Genomic DNA, 17,208 nt, shown 5'->3' with positions numbered 1-17,208 from the left:
AAAATCATCGTGTACAGAGCGTTAACGTCGTAGCTTATTGGTAGTATTTTTTCATAGGAGATTGAGTGCATCAAATGCCTACAACGGACGCTATGTGCAATACTCTTTTGAATCATTAATAAAAACGATAAGCAAAATATTAAGAGACAGTCCCTGTAAAAGCTGTGAAAGTTCAATTTTAGCATACTAAGTACTCGATTGACTATCTTGCTGTAGATTATGCGCTTTGAAGATATGTTAAAGTCAAGGGAAAACTCTATATGATTTCCTCTGCTGATAAATAAGTGGCGATGAATAAATAAACAAATTTCTCTTGACTCTTACGTTAATATACATTCTTAAATCAATTAAATGCTTATTTCAACCCAAGGACAAAATCAGGAGTAGGATAAAAATGTTAAATAATAAATCTAAGCTATGTATTGGCGTGATAATGTCATGTTTTTTGATCACCCAAAGCATGGCGTATTCGTTAGATAGTATTAAATCGATCAATAATCAAAGTGTAAATCAGTACAGTGTTTTGTTCAGCTCAGCGATTCATTATAATGCCAATGGCAATATGTCTACGGATAATAAAGGCGCAAGCTTTAGCTATAATGCGGCGAATGCGCTAACACAAGTGAGCCTCGCCTCAGGTGCTAAAGAAAGCGAGTATTACTACGCCAACGGTCTGCGTGCTGTAGCGCAAAATAACACCAAGGTACTGGTGCATTATTATTCACGCAATAATGCGCTGTTGAATTCAAGCGATGGTGCACATTCATCTGCGTATTTAATCGCGAATAATGTGGTGGCGAGAAGTGTTAATGGCAATGCAACTGTGCTGTTACATAATCGTCATGGTTCGGTGATTGGTCAGTTGGGTGATAAGTCACAGTTTTATCAATATAGTGTCTATGGGGTTCAGAGGACGGAAGACGGAGGACAGAAGACGGAGGACAGAGGACAGAGGACGGAGTTCAGAGGGCAGAAGACGGACAGTGGCAATGGCACATTAGATCTTGCGATTAATCCGCTGCGATATTCCGGTTATATGTTTGATCCATTGACTGGTTTGTATTATCTCAAAGCACGCGACTATAACCCACATTTAAGAAGCTTTATCCAAGCTGATAGTTATGCTTTTAATAACCAAGGATTAATCAATGGATATTACTATGGTAACAACAATCCATTAATGGGGATTGATCCTAGTGGGCATGATTGGTGGAAAAATAATAAAAGGTGGTTTGTACCGCTTATAAGCGCTATTGGAGGAATAATGCTAATAGGTGGTGTAGGGGGTACGCTTGGTAGATATTATAAGAAAAGGTCGAACAATCGTTATACAGAGGCGCTAAATACGGAAAATACTCCCAATATAGAATATGGAACATCGCAACAGCCTGCTAATACCGATAATAATAGAAGACCTATTCCTGAGGAAGATGATGTTGCCGTCCCAGAAAGTATAAGTGCTTCAAATAGCTTGGTAGCTAGAGATAATCAAGATGCGATTCAACAAGATACTCTTGATATAGGGGGAAAAACTATAACAGAGAAAAAAGACATGCTAAATAAACTTATAAATAGTCGTAATGCTGCGCTAGGATACCCCATAGATCAAGCAGCAGCTGTAGAGTTTCAGGTTGATATTCTAAACTTAATTGCCCATGACTATCCACGTAAAGAATTGAATAATACTGCAGAAGAAATAGTATTTGCAGTTAGCGCAATTGATTGTGAAGCATCTAATCTAATGCACACTGTCGATCCTATTAAAGATACACAAATGTGGTTTGAAGTCATAAAACATAGAGATTTGTCAAATAATGCTAAGGAGATGTTAACGCGTCAGAGGATTGCTAAAAAATTAGAGGATGGTACTTTAAAGCTTAATATACTATATACAGGCGAGTATTAGAAAATTAATAAAGTTATACAAATTATAAAGCTGAATTATTCTCAGTGAATAAGTAAAAAAAGACATTTAACAGCAATGACATACATAAATAGACCTGAGAATAGCTCTAAATATTTCCACGTATGGCGACTTTGGAAAAAAAGATTAAGGCGTAGACCAAGGGCAGTGATACCAAAAAACCAGATGAAGCTTGCACTGAGGGCGCCAGTCATAAACTCTAGTTGTAAGTAGGTAAGCTTGTATTTAGAAGCAACGCCACCTAAAAGCACAACGATATCTAAAATTGCTTGTGGATTTAATAAACTAAATGAGCAGCTTAGAAAAATGACTTTATAGATGTTTAATGTCTGGATGCTATTTTGATTATGTCTTAACAGTGTGTTAACTGAAACATGACTTTGATAGGCAGATTTTAATGAAAGGGTACCATAGTAGAATAAAAAAATAATGGCAGCGATCAGTAATACTGGGCGGATAAACGGAAGGTAATGGGTCATTGTTGCAGTAAGAAACATACTGATGGTAATTAAAATAACATCACAGATAAAACAAACCAAAGCCGTGCTATATGCATATTGACGTGTGATAGCTTGCTTAATAACAAATAAATTTTGCGCACCTATACCCATAATAAGGGTCAAACCTAGAAGTAAGCCAGTGAAAAATGCCATTAGATATATCGTTCCAATTAAGCTTAAGTATATTATCTAAAAGCAATGTTATATTGGTTGCTGTAATTAGTTAAATTAAATATTATTATGAATCATTAGATAGACTTATGATTTGGTGTCAGATGGATTACAAAGGGCTAATCGCACTAAGTAGTGTGATCAAGCTGCAGAGTTTTGAAAAAGCAGCAAATAAGTTAAATATTTCACAGTCGGCTGTCTCACAGCGCATAGCGCTGCTAGAGAAGCATTATGGTGCGCCATTAATGTTGCGCTACTTGCCTTATCGGGCAACCTCCTTGGGCGAGAAACTATTAAATCACTGGGCAAAAGTGCAATGGTTAGAAGCTGTATTAACACAAGAGATTGATGTTCATCGCCAGGCACTAAAGTTAAGTATCGCGATTAATTATGATAGTCTAGATACGTGGTTTACTGAAGTTTTGATCAAGGTAGCCAAAGAATATCCTAGTATACGCTGGCAGATGGTTGCCGATGATCAGGAGTTAACTGCAAGCTATATCAAGGAGGGTAAGGCATTAGCATGTATTTCTAATCAAACGGTTAATTATCCTTTCTGCCAAAGTGCGCTATTGGGTAACATGGATTATTTGCTGGTTGCTTCATTGGATTTTTATCAGCGATATTTTGCCAAATATCAAGTGCACTCTCTGGCATGGTTTGAAGCGTTAAAAAGCGCACCTTTTTTAACATTTAATCAAAAAGATAATTTAAACATGCGGGTAATGCACCAGTTTTATCATTTAGCACTTGATACGAATAATATGCACATTGCGCCATCAGTCAAAAGTTTTAAATCTTTATGTTTAGAGAGTTTAGGTTATGCTTTGATTCCTAAAGCAGATATTGTTACTGAGTTAGCAAGTGGTACGCTTATCGTTCTGGATAGGCAAAAGATTTGGAAAATGCCACTTTATTGGCACTATTGGGATTTGCCTGATGTGACGTATCGCAAGATGAACAGTATGATTATTGATCATGCTCAATCGATATTGGCAAAGATTTCGGCAGGCTCATTAAACACGATAGAATGATTCACAAGCGGTATATACCTATCGTTAATCTGTTGCAGTGGGTATATTTTGCAGGTGACTCTTTCAAATCGCTGGTAATGCTTTAATATATTTTTATCAATTAATCTATCATGAGGTTATTATGGCATTTTCATGTTTTTACAAAACAATCAAAAAAGAAGCAATTGAGCTCATTGTTGTCCCTGTTGCGCAATACCAAAGCTGGTTAATAGAGCAAGAGCAATCAAAGCAGAGTTATCTTAAAGCACAAAATTTTAAAGCAGCCTCCGGCAAGAGTGCTTTGTTTTTTAGTCTTGATGGTCAGTTAGCGATGGCATTAGTCGTTGTTGATGCCAAAGATATGTGGTCAATGGCCAACTTATGCCAGTCATTACCGCATTGTGATTATCAGATTGTTGACCCTTTTAATGTCGTTGATTCTGAGCTTTTCTATTTGGCGTTTGGTTTAGGTTGTTATCAATTTTTAACGTATAAATCAGACAAAAAAACCAATACAATTAAATTATATTTACCCAAAAAGTTTGCTGCGGTTGAAAAAACTTTGCGCGCAATTTATTTAGTGCGCGATATGATTAATACGCCAGCTGAAGATATGGGGCCTGAAGAGATAGCACGACAAACACAAAAGTTAGCGCAAACATTCTCAGCGACGTTCTCAGAAATCGTTGGTGATGAACTATTAACAAAGGGCTATCGCGGTATTCATGCTGTGGGTCGTGCCAGTGTCCGAGCGCCAAGACGCATTCGGCTAGATTGGGGTAATGAAGCACATCCGCATATTGTGCTGGTTGGTAAAGGTGTTGTCTTTGATAGTGGTGGTTTGGATATCAAACCCGCCAGTGGCATGCTATTGATGCATAAAGATATGGGTGGGTCAGCGCAAGTCTTAGGATTAGCACGTTTGATTATGGATACGCAATTACCGGTGCGTTTAACCGTGCTTATTTCAGCGGTTGAAAATGCAATTTCAGGCAACGCTTATCGCCCAAGTGATGTGATTAAAATGTATAATGGATCAACGGTTGAAGTGACCAATACCGATGCTGAAGGGCGGATTGTGTTGGCTGATATCTTAACCGAAGCAACACATGAAAAGCCAACTCTTGTGATGGATTTCGCGACATTAACAGGAGCGGCACGCATCGCAGTTGGTACTGAGATGTCAGCATTTTTTGCCAATGACGAAGACTGGGCAAATAAACTAAGTCTTGCCGCGGAAAAAGTGCAAGACCCTGTTTGGCGTATGCCGTTGTATGCATCTTATCGCAAACTGCTTGATAGCCAGGTAGCAGATATTAAGAATTCAGCAGCAGTGCCATATGCCGGTAGCATTAGTGCGGCATTGTTTTTGCAAAGCTTTATTGAGCACAACACTCCGTGGCTTCATTTTGATTTAATGGCGTGGAATATCTCAAATATGCCAGGGCGTATGATTGGAGGAGAGGCAATGGGTATTCGTGCAGCATTTGAAATGCTTAAAATACACCTGGGTGTATAACCTTAAGTGATGTTGAAATTGTGCTATAGTTTGAGTCATCATAAAAGTAGTTCAAGGTCTGAATATTATGCTCAAAGCAATTGTTTATCTTATATTTGCACTGATAATATTCAGCGCTTTCTTTTTCCCGGTTGTGGAACCACTGTTATTTCCAGCAAATAACCTGGAGAAAATACCATAGCCTGAAAAGTTGACTATAATTACTGTAGGATGTTGCAATGAGGAAAGTTTATGGTAGTTATTGCAAATACAATGATTGAATCGTTTTATGATCTCATTAGTGAGTCACAGAAAGTGGTTGGAATTGAACTTGATGTCGAGATTGAGGCTTTTGTTGTTTATGCTTTACTTAGAAATGTTAAATATACTAAGCTCAAAGAGATGACTTTTGCACAAAGTCTATTAAATGGGATTTCGCATAAAAATATCGATGAGCTTGAGAAGGTACTTGATTGTTCATTAATCTATGCTGGATGGTATCCAAAGCGCGCGCAAAAATTAGGCGTGTCACCATCATACTTTAGCGATATTGGTAAAACAGCGAGTCTTGAGCTTGCTTATTATTATCGGTTATTGAAGTCTTCTTATCAGAAAACTTATACTAAAATCTCTATGGAGTTTGACAAGCTTGTGATGCTATTGCAGTCATTTTTAACCGCACAGGAAATTCAAAGAACATTTATGAAATAGCGATAGGCATGGGTTTTCTCCAGTTAATCACAAAAATAGTTAGTAACTCGTTAAAATAAGCAGTACATTATACTTTCTAACGATTGGTATAAAGTGACTAGTATGGAGCACATCTCGTTTTTATCAGGTGCTTTTGTTTTTGTAATGATTTTTTTTGCAGGCTTTGTTGATTGTGTTGCCGGTGGTGGTGGCATGATCACTATTCCAACGTATTTAAGTGTTGGTGTACCGCCACATTTGGTGTTAGGAACTAATAAAATGGTCATGTCGATGGGGACATTTTCTGCTGTTATTCGTTTGTTGTGTTCGGTAAGGGTCTATTGGCGTACGATTATTTTAGGTATTTTCTTAGCATTTATTGGCTCTTTACTGGGAGCGAAACTGATTAGTCATCTGGTCAGTTACCAGTTGATGACGACGTTGTTACTTATTATTATTCCGACGATTTTAATCATTGGTGCATTTAAAAATTATCAGGCACAAAGTAACTACACTTTAACGGTAAAATTTTATCTACGTTTGAGTTTGGTGTGTTTTATTGTTGGTGCCTATGATGGCTTTTTTGGTCCGGGTACCGGAACGTTTTTATTCTTGGGTTTTATGTATATTTTGTCGATGTCAGCAAAGGAGTCAGTAACCAATGCCAAAATTGTCAATTTATCCGCAAACTTTGGCGCTTTAATCTATTTCTTATGGGCTGGTAACATTGACTGGTATATTGTAATGATTGCCTTGCCAGCGGCGATGATGGGGTATTTGTTGGGAGCGCAATTTGTGCTTAAGGCGAATGTCAGGTGGCTTAAGAAGATTGTTATGCTAGTACTTTTAGGTTTGATGCTTAAGTTATTATTTTTTTAACCAGATACTCAAGTCTTTTGCTTCTTAGTGGCTAGACATCTTTACATCTTCATGTACTGTGGTAGTATCTTGCTGTATACATAGCGATAGTTAATCGCATGATTTTATTACAAATGGGCGGAGTCTAGACTATGAAAGGGATCAGTACGATAGGTTTTATCTGATTTGATGGGTGAAACAAGCGCGCTAATAAAGACATAAAGGAAGGTTGGAACAATGCAAAGTGAACTTCAATTATTATCGCAATTAAGCGATTTAGTTTATGTGGCAAGTGATTTTAAAAAAACGCTTATGCTTAATAATATAGATAAAACAAGTGACCAGGATGTGCTTAAATGTCGTCAGAAAATGCGAGCACAATTATTGGCGATGCAAAATCAACTCAATACGCGCTATAGTAGTAAAATTGCTGAGTTTATCCTTTTTCCGATCGTTGCCAATATCGATGAGAAATTTATGTTACTGATTACTGAGTATGAATTGCCATGCCTTTGGGATACTTTGCAGGCTGAATTTTTTGGGCGCACTGATGGTGGTGAGTTTGTCTTTGATGTGCTAGATGAAGTGCTATCAAATAAAATTTATCCTAAAATAAACTATGAAGTTCTGCTGATGGTATTACAAGATGGTTTTTCAGGGAAATATTATCACAATCCAAATCATGTAGAGCGCCATCAATATATTTCACGTGTTAAATCAATATTAAAGGACTTTAACCAAAATACAAATATACATGAAGATGTTGCTGCCTCAACAACTTCTTATCAGCAGATGCCTAATAGCCGTAAAGCGCAGAATATCGTTTGGAGTGTTGTTGCTATCTGTATTCTGGTACCCCTTGGCATTTACTTTTTTGCGTAATTAAGGAGGATAGATATGCAGTTAGCATTCTTAAGCGAACTTGAAGAGATTGTACAACTTAAGCGTTTAAACCCGATGTTGATGAGTGGAATTGTGCATCAATACCAGGAAGGGAAATATCAAGCGGTTATCGATGCGATTAGTCAATATGTTGAAGAAACCAAAAGTATAGATGTATATATCCTTTTTATGGGATATGCTGCGGATTTGTTTTTACGTTCAAAGTCTTTGACAGATATTCATACTTGTATTAGTGCTTATGATCAACAACTCAATACTTTATCTGGGCGTCTATCTCCTTTAGAGCGTTTTGATACAACTTTATTAAGTGCTATTGATATCTTTGTACAAATGCTTAATATGAAAATAACCGCCGAAATTAAACAGCTCAAATTCTTTGATGTTGATGCATTGGTTGTCTCCTATGAATCATTATTAGATACAGTACAAAGTTTAACATCAGTGCAACTAGATTTAGCTCGACGCAAGTCAGTACTCATAACTAACAAAACGATAAAAGAGCTACAACTTGCTATTAAGCGTATGCTTGATAAAGAACAGCAGCATGAAGCTGTTGCCTCCGTTGTTGAACAGCCAAATGAGTCTACTGTAAAACAATCACCACAAAAACAAGTCAAGCACCGTTATGTCGATGAGTTTGCGTCAGTCAAATGGTATAAATTCGTCAAAAAAGTTCTGATTTTACAAAGCATGATCAATGCCAAACGTTTTTTTGAAGGAGCAATCATTTACGAAGATATACAAAAAGAGTTAACAGACTTTGATCCTAAAGATTATTTTCCTGGGCTATTTTTTCCACTGTATAAGAGTATAGCGCCTAACGCACGCACGATTTATAAGCATATTGAGCAAAATTCCAATTCATTGGAATGGCATATTGCCAAAAAGCTATATCAAAGTGATCCAATGCGGTTTTTGCGTGATTTACCGAGTATGGCAGAGAATAATTATCATGACGAGCAGTTTCAGCAGGGTGATTATACGAAACGTGCTCAAAATGAAGAACAAAAATTAATAGAAGATGTTAATATACTGTCTGAGAGTGAAGATATTTGTTTTAAAGAAGATATTATAGATGATAAAGAGGAATCACTTGTTGATGATAATGAAATTAATCATCTATTGGAGGAAATTGAAGGAGTTTGGGATCAAGCAGGCTTATCTAAAGAATAAAAAATACAAAATAACTACTATGTTAAAGTTAATCAATACCACTCAACGATACTTAAAGTATCAGGTAGATCTGCAATTTTAGCTGTGATCGTCGCCTTGTCTAACAGGCCTGTTTTAGCATCATGATATTGAATCACTGAGGCGCTATTAATCAGACCATAATAAATAGCGGTACGGACATTTTCACCGGCATAAATTGCGCCACAAAAGCTTGAACCAAAAGCGTCACCAGCACCTAGTGTATTAATCACATTATCAATGTTAAGTGCTGGGTGAAAGTACATTTTCTTCTCAGTGGCGACATAAACCCCTTCACTGCCATCAGTGACAACAACAATGCGCGGACCAAGATTCAATGCTTTTTGAAAGAAAGTCTTTAATGAGAAAAAGCTATCTTGATAAACCGGTTGTGCTTGCAGTAGGTTTTGGTGGTGATCCATAGCTGTTTCAGATGTGAGATTGTCTTCACAGCTTAATAAGGAGCTCATTAATTTCTGCGCTTCTTGATAATTCATAATTAAGATGTCAATGCCGCTTAAAGCCTCAAGAATAAAGCTGCTACCAACCTCAAGTTGACTATAGCCCGGGTTAATTGCAACTTTAGTGCTACATGCTTTAGCAAGTTTTACAATTTGTGGCAGTTGAGCGGCAGAAGCTTTGCTTAGTGAGGTCACATAGACAAAGTCAGCTTCCTCAATTGCAGCAACTGGCAGATCTTCGGTTAATAAATCACGGTTTGCGCCACGATAAGCAAAGATCGTACGATCTCCCTTAAGCGATGGTACAACATAAGAGGTTGCTGTACCGTAATGACTAGAATAGCGTACAATAGAGGTGTCTACTCCTTGAGATTTCAGTTCTTCTAGCAGTGATTTACCAATATTATCTTTGCCTACTTTGCCAAAAAAGCGCACGTTAAATCCAAGTTTTTGCAAGGAAACAGCAGCATTGGTAGCACCTCCACCACTAAAGCACTTCTGATCAGTAACCTCGATTTTAGCACCTTCCTCAAGTAGCAAATAGGATTGCTTGGTGTGTGGCTTTTGGATCTCCATGGTTTCCATTTGTTCGTATTCAATAATCGTATCTAATGTTGCGCCACCGATTGTCAAAGCTTTCATATGTATGCTTCCAGTAAAACATTAATGAAAGATATTGTGCCTTAATTTTTAGCAGCTGTCATGAATCATTTAATTCAGTTTAGCAAGGGGTAACATATCATTACATAACATAACTGTTCGAGCACTAAGACGAAGTGTTAGTATATTGATGTGAAGGGGGGTATGGTGCGCGAGTCTTTTATTTGGGCTCACGCACCACCTAGGCTAAAGAGATTTAAAATCAAACAACACCTGATCGAGTAATTGAGACGGGGCGGCCTTCTGTAGTGAGGAGAAAATAACCTCCTTGCGTCCCGGAGTTTCAGTTTCCATGTCACTTAGCATTTGTTTAATTTTTTTGCGTTGCAGATTTTCTTGTGAACCACATAAATTACAGGGAATAATTGGGAAGTTCATATGTGTTGCGTAAGCCATGATCTCATTTTCAGCGACATAGGCTAATGGGCGAATAACGATATTTCTGTTATCGTCACTTTTAAGTTTAGCAGGCATTGCTTTTAATTGTCCATTATAAAAAAGATTCAAAAAGAAGGTTTCAATAATGTCATCTTTGTGATGGCCTAATGCAATTTTAGTTACATTATTTTCATGCGCAAAATCATACAAAATACCGCGGCGTATACGTGAGCATAAGCTACAGGTGGTTTTCCCCTCTGGGATAACGCGTTTAACCACACTATAGGTATCACGCTCGATAATATGATATTCAATATCAAGCTTACTGAGGTATTTAGGCAATATATCTTCTGGAAACCCAGGTTGTTTTTGATCAAGATTAACTGCAATAATGTCAAAGTGAATGGGTGCTTTCTTTTGTAATATCAATAACAGCTGTAACAGTGTATAAGAGTCTTTGCCACCGGATAAGCACACCATAACCTTATCATTAGCTTCAATCATATTAAAGTCTTCAATCGCATGACCAACTTTGCGCAAAAGGCGTTTTTCTAGTTTATTTAAAGGCAACTTATTAGGGGTGGTATTGCACTTAGGGACGGCAATTTCAATCATGTGTGTCGTTAAGTATTAAAAATTTTGCACAGTATATACTAATTGGCAAATACAGGTAAGACCATTTGCTGCCAGATTGCGCTGGATAAACTGCGCGATTCTGACTAACATAATTGCTATTTGACGATTTGCTGTTTTAGGAGTTGTGCTTGTCACATTTAAAGCATAGATTTGGCAGAGTTGGTGTGCTCTATGGCGGATGCTCTGCTGAGCGTGAAGTATCGTTACGCTCAGGGACTGCAGTAATTACTGCGTTGGAGCAACTCGGTGTTGATGTCGTTGCGATTGATGCTTCAGGTAAAGATTTAGTACACCAGCTTGTCAATGCACATCTTAATCGCTGTTTAATTATGCTTCACGGCGGTGATGGCGAAGATGGTCACGTTCAGGCTTTATTGCATCAACTTGGGATTCCCTATACTGGTTCAGACACTCTGGGATGCGCTTTGGCGATGGATAAAATGCGTAGCAAAAAACTATGGCAAGCAGAAGGATTATTGACGCCTAAGTCAAAAATAATTGATGTATCTCTTGATGTGTCTAACCTTAAGTTTCCATTAGCGATTAAACCGACAACACAGGGCTCAAGTGTTGGTATTCATAAGGTGTTATCAATAGATGCTTTAGCTGATGCATATGAAGATGCCTCGCAGTATGGCGAGGTAATGGCAGAGGAGTGGATTACGGGCAAGGAGCTAACGGTTTCAATTATTGATGATATTGCATTACCATCGATTTGGATTGATCCAAAACTTGAATTTTATACCTATGATGCTAAGTATACTAAGGAAGCAGCAACGTCCTATCACTGTCCAAGTGGTATCACGCCAGATATGGAGCAAAACCTCAAAGACATAGCACTTAAGGCCTTCTCAGCTGTAGGGTGCAGTGGTTGGGGGCGCGTTGACTTTATGCTATCACAAGACAATGAACTTTATCTAATTGAAGTTAATACAGTGCCGGGAATGACTAACCTAAGTTTGGTGCCGCAAGCAGCTAAGGCTTACGGTTGGGATTTTAAGACACTTGTGCTTAAAATACTTGAAAGTTCATTATGAAACTAAAGCTATATGTGAAATCGGCATGCTTTGCCTTGATTGTTTTGATGCTTTTGTTTGGTGTGCGTTACGTATTTAAAGAAAGTAGTATGCATTTGCAGAAAGTAGCGATTGTAACAAAGGGCGAGCTTGATTATATCTCCAAACCACAAATCGTAAATTTAATTAAACCCTTTCAACAAGATACGTGGTGGGAGCTTGATGTCGATGATGTAACAGATGCTATCAAGCAATACCCAGGGATCAAAGAAATCAAAGTGCAAAAACAGTGGCCGGATCAGTTGATTGTTGAGTTAACAGAATATCAACCAAAAGCCTATTGGAATTCGCTCAATGAGATACTCCTTGAAGATAAAGAGGTGATTGCACCGAAATATTTTTCTGGATCGGTGAACTTACCGGTTTTTTATAGCACTAAAGATAATATTGATACGATAGAAAATGGCTATGAGCATTTGCAAAAGATAGCGCTAGGCAATGGTTTTAGCATTCGTGATATAAGCTTCCAAGGCAATCAATGGCAAGTGACATTAAATACTGATGTTAAGGTGTCGCTTGGATCAAACCGTATTGAACAAAAGTTATTGCAGCTATTGCAAAATTATAAGAATATTGAAATTCCCAAAGGACAGAAACTAGCAAGCGTTGATATGCGTTATCATAGTGGTTTTGCTGTGGGCTTTAAAGCAGCAGATGATGGAGCGCAAAAAGGATAAAATTAGCAAAAAATCGTAAGTTTACCGTATAAGCAAGATTCAGTTTTGCCGAATTTATGTTAGAGTATACACAATTTATTTGAAACCCTTAGCTTAGGTTGATTTACCCTTGTTTTTGGTCAGAAATGATACGTGAATGTCATGGAGAATTAGGGGAAGTAACAAAAGAATGCGACGTAAGTTAAAACACTAAAACTGGAATGAGTATCTAGAATATGTCTGAAATCGTGGAAAAGAAGATATTGTGTGCCATTGATATCGGAACGTCAAAAGTTGTGGCTTTGGTGGCAGAGTTAAATGAAGATGAGCAGATCAATATTATTGGTATTGGTACGCAGCCTTCAAAAGGTCTTAAAAAAGGCGTGATTGTCAACATTGATGCGACGGTCAAAGCGATTCAAAAAGCCGTGCAAGAAGCAGAAGACGTCTGCGGATTTAGTATCAAAGAAGCTTATATTGGTATTGCTGGAAGCCATATTCGTAGCTTTGATTCACATGGGGTGGTAGCTATTGAAAGTGCGGAAGTATCACAACGTGATTTAGATCGCGTCATTGAGTCAGCAAAAGCAGTCCCCATGCCAGCAGATCAAGAAATTTTGCATATTCTTTACCAAGACTTTATGATTGATAATCACAATGGCATTAAAGAGCCATTGGGTATGTCAGGTGTGCGCTTAGAAGCAAAGGTTCATATGGTGACAGCTTCCTCAAGTGCCGTGCAGAATATTAAAAAGTGTGTTAATCGCTGCGGTATTAAAGTTCAGGACATCGTACTTGAGCAACTTGCCTCAAGCTATGCGGTATTAACAGATGATGAAAAAGAACTGGGTGTCTGTTTGATTGATATTGGTGCAGGCACAACTGACGTTGCTGTTTTTGTCGAAGGTGCAATTAAATATACCTCAGTTATTCCTATTGCAGGTAGCCAAATCACCAGTGATATCGCGCATGCACTGCGTGTGGCAACAGATACTGCGGAGCGGATCAAAATTCAATATGGGTGCTCAATGAGCAATCTTGTTAAGTCTGATGATGCGATTGAGATTCCTGGTCTTGCTGATCGTTTGGCGCGACGCGTACCTTTACAAACGCTTGCTGGCGTGATTGAGGCAAGAACGGAGGAATTATTTGGCATTGTTTATGAAGCGTTGGATAAGAATAATTTATTAGAAGCGATCTCAGCAGGTATCGTATTAACAGGTGGAGCTGCCAAGATGCGTGGTATTGCCCAGCTAGCGGAGGAGATATTTAAAGTGCCAGTGCGCATTGGTGGACCGACAAACATAACAGGTGTCCAAGATGTACTACATAATCCTGTACATTCAACAGGTGTTGGTTTGATTAAATACAGCCACATGCAGATTGAAGAAGGGCAGGTGGCATATGAAGAGGATGTTGAAAACGCAGGCATGTGGGGAAAGATGAAAGGTTGGTTTGGTAAGCATTTCTAGCGTTTTTTTAAAAGCGAAAGAATATTAAAAAGAATTAAGAATTAAGAATTAAGAATTAAAATATAGTGATACTAAGAGGAGTCTATTACATGTTTGAAATTTCAGAATCGTTAACAGATAATGCCGTCATTAAAGTCATTGGTGTTGGTGGTGGTGGTGGCAATGCCGTTGAGCATATGTTGACACAAAATATCGAAGGCGTTGAGTTTATTTGTGCCAATACTGACTCACAAGCGCTTAAAAATTCAAGTGCGCGTCATGCAATTCAAATAGGTAATGAATTAACTAAAGGTCTAGGTGCAGGCGCTAATCCCGAGGTTGGTAAGCGTGCAGCACAAGAAGATCGTGCACGTATCCAGCAAGCATTAGAGGGTGCTGATATGGTATTCATTACTGCTGGGATGGGTGGTGGAACCGGAACTGGGGCTGCTCCAGTGATCGCTGAAGTTGCAAAAGAAATGGGTATTTTAACAGTGGCTGTTGTCACGAAACCTTTTCCATTTGAAGGGCGTCGTAGAATGCAATTGGCTGAATATGGCATTAGTGAATTATCACAAAGTGTTGATTCACTCATTACCATTCCAAATGCAAAATTACTGAGTGTTTTGGGTAAAAATATCAGCTTATTAGATGCATTTAAAGCTGCTAATGGTGTATTACAAGGTGCTGTTCAAGGTATTGCTGAGTTGATCACACGACCTGGTTTAATCAACGTTGACTTCGCTGATGTCAGAACTGTAATGTCAGCAATGGGTGTGGCGATGATGGGTACGGCAACTGCAGCCGGTGAGAATCGCGCGCGTGAGGCGGCAGAAGCGGCTGTGGCAAGTCCATTATTAGAAGATGTAAATTTAGCAGGTGCTAAAGGCGTGCTTGTTAATATTACTGCAGGCATGGATATGTCAATTGGTGAATTTGAGGAAGTCGGTGATGTGATTAAAGCATTTACTTCAGATCAAGCAACAGTTGTTGTCGGTACAGTTATTGATCCAGATATGTCTGATGAACTACGTGTTACTATCGTGGTAACAGGTCTTGATACAGCTAATGAACATGCTACGTTTATCAGTGGTGCGACGGGGCAAAAATCAGCAAGTCCTTATGGTCGCCAAAATGTTGCATTTAAAGCGCCAGATAATAACACTTTTAACTCGAATAATACTTTAAGACGCCAAGCGCCATCAGTTGAAGCACAAGAAGTTGAAAAAGAGCAAAAAGTAGCGGCTGAATCAGATAACGAATATTTAGACATTCCTACTTTTCTGCGTCGTAAGGCGGATTAACTTTTATCTATCGACGGCTTGCATTAATTCTTCTAAAGCAGGTCAGGCTTAAAAGTTTTATTTACATAAAAACTGTAAAGCCTTGTTTTTTGTATTGGCTCTAATTTTTGCATCGATCGACCATTTTCGACCTCCTGTTAATACAAAAGATAGACAGATGAATGCCCATAAAAGTGGGTATTCCCATCCACCATATACCGATTGTAAAGATCCATGAATCATGATGTTATTTGCATGATCTGCCCAAGTGAAACCCGCTAAATAATGAAATCCAGAAAATAATGAAATAATTAAATATAAGGCTGTTCCAATTGCCGCAATTCTAGTAAATAATCCAAATGTAAACCCTATAAAAGCGGCAAATTCACATAATCCAGCTAGGATAACAAAACCAGTACCTAGGCCCAGACTTGCAAAATAGTGTGATACACCATGATATGCACTTGCACCCAATAACCCAAATTTTTCAGCAAAATGATGGATAAAGTCGATGCCGATATATATTCTTATTAGCGCAAGTTGTAAATCAAGAGCATTATTGAAGTGATATTTGTTGCTACTCATCAGTATTCTCCCTTGGTATGGTTAATTAACTATATACCTACCGGAAACCATTGTACAATATTTCTATTATGAATTTATCACTCTTTTGGGTGATTGAATTTCGCTAATATCAAATTAACACCATGACTCTGTTACCCACCATCAAGAAACAATTAATAAGCCTCTAGGTTTGTGACTAGTTGAGTCTTTGTCTTGCATTGATTTATATACTTGTTCAGTAGTTACCCAAACAGGTGGGTATTTATATCTTGCAACATCTAGTAAAAGCCACTTATCTGAATCTGAATTATAGGCAGCTAGAGGTGAAAAGTGTCCGCTACCAACCTCATCTATAGATGCTCTGTCAAAGTTAAGAAGAATATACTTACCTGAATGATAATTAGCTAAAAGTATCTTTCTGAGTTCATCAGCTGATTTAATAGTATTTCCAAAAATTTTAGTTGCATGAGCACCTCTTTGAGACTTAACCAATTCTTCTGCTTGAGACAAAGTAAGCCCTCCTCCCATGATTAACGGAGGGCTCAACTCATATTTATCAAGAACTTCTTTGTTATAAAATAAATTATTTTGAGTATACATTACGTACGGTTTGTGGGCTGGAGCAATATCTGGAGTAAGGCCGAGTGAATTTAAAGCCATAGTTATAGATGCAGGAGCACAGTATTCTGTTCCCTTTTCTGTAGTAAAATACCCAAGGAGCTTATATACTTCAGCTTTGTTATTATTACTTGCAGAATTTAATAACTGTTGTCCTTTTGGTGAGTAAAAAGATATTACATCGCTAGGAACCGGAAGTATGGCAAATGAATTAATAGCAAGGATTGACAAAAGTGTAGCTGGTAAGAGGGTAACTTTCTTCATGTATAAAGCACCATATTGATTTATTAATAAATGCTGGAATACTGCTCTTTTAAGTATGGGATGTCAAATTTTATTTTGGGTATAGGACTTGGTAACATTCCTACTTCGGTACAAAACAAAGTCAAATGACTATTGAGAGACTCAATTAGGAATGCTCTTGCAAAGGAGAATGGGAAATGACTGTGCTAAACTTTGCATCTCTGTACACGATGATTTTTTCATTTGAGTAGCTCCTGTAATGGTCGATTTAAAATCTTAAGGCAGAGCTTAAAATCTCTTATGCTAAAAGCTGCTCTTTGATAAGCATTAGCAATCATATCCAAGCCATACCGGAAATAGCTAGACTGTAACCGACCATGTTTTTTACGTTTGATTGGCTTTAATTTAGCGTCTTTGTATTCACCAACCTTATG

At 38.0% G+C, this 17,208-nt stretch carries 17 protein-coding genes; 11 read left to right on the top strand and 6 right to left on the bottom strand.

Annotated elements, in window-relative coordinates; translation table 11 throughout:
• Window positions 1-394: 394 nt before the first annotated feature.
• Window positions 395-1,906, top strand: a complete 1,512-nt coding sequence (locus DNK85_RS04700; protein ID WP_119328419.1) for an RHS repeat-associated core domain-containing protein — start codon at window positions 395-397, stop codon at window positions 1,904-1,906.
• A 41-nt stretch (window positions 1,907-1,947) separates the two neighbouring features.
• On the opposite strand, the gene DNK85_RS04695 is transcribed toward DNK85_RS04700, so the two are convergent.
• Window positions 1,948-2,577 (bottom strand): LysE/ArgO family amino acid transporter, encoded by a 630-nt coding sequence (locus DNK85_RS04695; RefSeq protein WP_119328418.1) that lies wholly within the window; start codon window positions 2,575-2,577, stop codon window positions 1,948-1,950.
• A 122-nt stretch (window positions 2,578-2,699) separates the two neighbouring features.
• On the opposite strand from DNK85_RS04695, the gene DNK85_RS04690 reads away from it, so the two are divergent.
• The 6 genes from DNK85_RS04690 to DNK85_RS04665 all read left to right on the top strand — a co-directional run bounded on the left by DNK85_RS04690 (window position 2,700) and on the right by DNK85_RS04665 (window position 8,730).
• Complete coding sequence (locus DNK85_RS04690) at window positions 2,700-3,629, top strand: ArgP/LysG family DNA-binding transcriptional regulator (RefSeq protein WP_119328417.1); 930 nt, start codon at window positions 2,700-2,702, stop codon at window positions 3,627-3,629.
• 121 nt (window positions 3,630-3,750) lie between these two features.
• A complete protein-coding gene (locus tag DNK85_RS04685; RefSeq protein WP_119328416.1) occupies window positions 3,751-5,127 on the top strand; it encodes a leucyl aminopeptidase family protein in 1,377 nt (458 codons plus the stop codon).
• A gap of 231 nt (window positions 5,128-5,358) precedes the next feature.
• Window positions 5,359-5,817, top strand: a complete 459-nt coding sequence (locus DNK85_RS04680; protein WP_119328415.1) for a hypothetical protein — start codon at window positions 5,359-5,361, stop codon at window positions 5,815-5,817.
• A gap of 102 nt (window positions 5,818-5,919) precedes the next feature.
• A complete protein-coding gene (locus DNK85_RS04675) occupies window positions 5,920-6,675 on the top strand; it encodes a sulfite exporter TauE/SafE family protein (RefSeq protein ID WP_119328414.1) in 756 nt (251 codons plus the stop codon).
• Window positions 6,676-6,891: 216 nt separating this feature from the next.
• On the top strand, window positions 6,892-7,536 hold the full coding sequence (locus tag DNK85_RS04670) for a DotU family type IV/VI secretion system protein (RefSeq protein WP_119328413.1): 645 nt from the start codon (window positions 6,892-6,894) through the stop codon (window positions 7,534-7,536).
• A gap of 15 nt (window positions 7,537-7,551) precedes the next feature.
• On the top strand, window positions 7,552-8,730 hold the full coding sequence (locus tag DNK85_RS04665) for a type VI secretion system protein IglI family protein (RefSeq protein ID WP_119328412.1): 1,179 nt from the start codon (window positions 7,552-7,554) through the stop codon (window positions 8,728-8,730).
• A gap of 32 nt (window positions 8,731-8,762) precedes the next feature.
• On the opposite strand, the gene DNK85_RS04660 is transcribed toward DNK85_RS04665, so the two are convergent.
• Both DNK85_RS04660 and ttcA read right to left on the bottom strand, forming a co-directional pair.
• Window positions 8,763-9,851 carry a carbohydrate kinase family protein gene (locus DNK85_RS04660; RefSeq protein ID WP_162896527.1) on the bottom strand — a complete coding sequence of 363 codons (1,089 nt, stop codon included), beginning with the start codon at window positions 9,849-9,851 and terminating at the stop codon, window positions 8,763-8,765.
• A 204-nt stretch (window positions 9,852-10,055) separates the two neighbouring features.
• Window positions 10,056-10,862 (bottom strand): tRNA 2-thiocytidine(32) synthetase TtcA, encoded by an 807-nt coding sequence (gene ttcA / locus DNK85_RS04655; protein ID WP_119328410.1) that lies wholly within the window; start codon window positions 10,860-10,862, stop codon window positions 10,056-10,058.
• A 149-nt stretch (window positions 10,863-11,011) separates the two neighbouring features.
• On the opposite strand from ttcA, the gene DNK85_RS04650 reads away from it, so the two are divergent.
• The 4 genes from DNK85_RS04650 to ftsZ all read left to right on the top strand — a co-directional run bounded on the left by DNK85_RS04650 (window position 11,012) and on the right by ftsZ (window position 15,370).
• Window positions 11,012-11,920 carry a D-alanine--D-alanine ligase gene (locus DNK85_RS04650; protein WP_119328409.1) on the top strand — a complete coding sequence of 303 codons (909 nt, stop codon included), beginning with the start codon at window positions 11,012-11,014 and terminating at the stop codon, window positions 11,918-11,920.
• On the top strand, window positions 11,917-12,636 hold the full coding sequence (locus DNK85_RS04645) for a cell division protein FtsQ/DivIB (protein WP_119328408.1): 720 nt from the start codon (window positions 11,917-11,919) through the stop codon (window positions 12,634-12,636). The genes DNK85_RS04650 and DNK85_RS04645 overlap by 4 nt, the downstream gene beginning before the upstream one ends.
• Window positions 12,637-12,851: 215 nt before the next feature.
• A complete protein-coding gene (gene ftsA / locus DNK85_RS04640) occupies window positions 12,852-14,087 on the top strand; it encodes a cell division protein FtsA (protein ID WP_119328407.1) in 1,236 nt (411 codons plus the stop codon).
• A gap of 89 nt (window positions 14,088-14,176) precedes the next feature.
• A complete protein-coding gene (gene ftsZ, locus DNK85_RS04635) occupies window positions 14,177-15,370 on the top strand; it encodes a cell division protein FtsZ (protein ID WP_119328406.1) in 1,194 nt (397 codons plus the stop codon).
• A gap of 57 nt (window positions 15,371-15,427) precedes the next feature.
• Here ftsZ and DNK85_RS04630 read toward each other — a convergent pair whose 3' ends face one another.
• The 3 genes from DNK85_RS04630 to DNK85_RS04620 form a co-directional block, all read right to left on the bottom strand.
• Window positions 15,428-15,934: a DoxX family protein gene (locus DNK85_RS04630; protein ID WP_119328405.1), complete on the bottom strand. Its 507-nt coding sequence runs from the start codon at window positions 15,932-15,934 to the stop codon at window positions 15,428-15,430.
• A 141-nt stretch (window positions 15,935-16,075) separates the two neighbouring features.
• Window positions 16,076-16,795 carry a phytochelatin synthase family protein gene (locus tag DNK85_RS04625; protein WP_119328404.1) on the bottom strand — a complete coding sequence of 240 codons (720 nt, stop codon included), beginning with the start codon at window positions 16,793-16,795 and terminating at the stop codon, window positions 16,076-16,078.
• 218 nt (window positions 16,796-17,013) lie between these two features.
• Window positions 17,014-17,208, bottom strand: a 195-nt coding sequence (locus DNK85_RS04620) for a hypothetical protein (protein ID WP_119327918.1), incomplete at its 5' end; no start/stop codon positions are given.

This window comes from Cysteiniphilum halobium (genome assembly GCF_003574425.1).
GTDB lineage: Bacteria > Pseudomonadota > Gammaproteobacteria > Francisellales > Francisellaceae > Caedibacter > Caedibacter halobius.
This window is presented reverse-complemented; position numbering and strand designations above follow the sequence as displayed.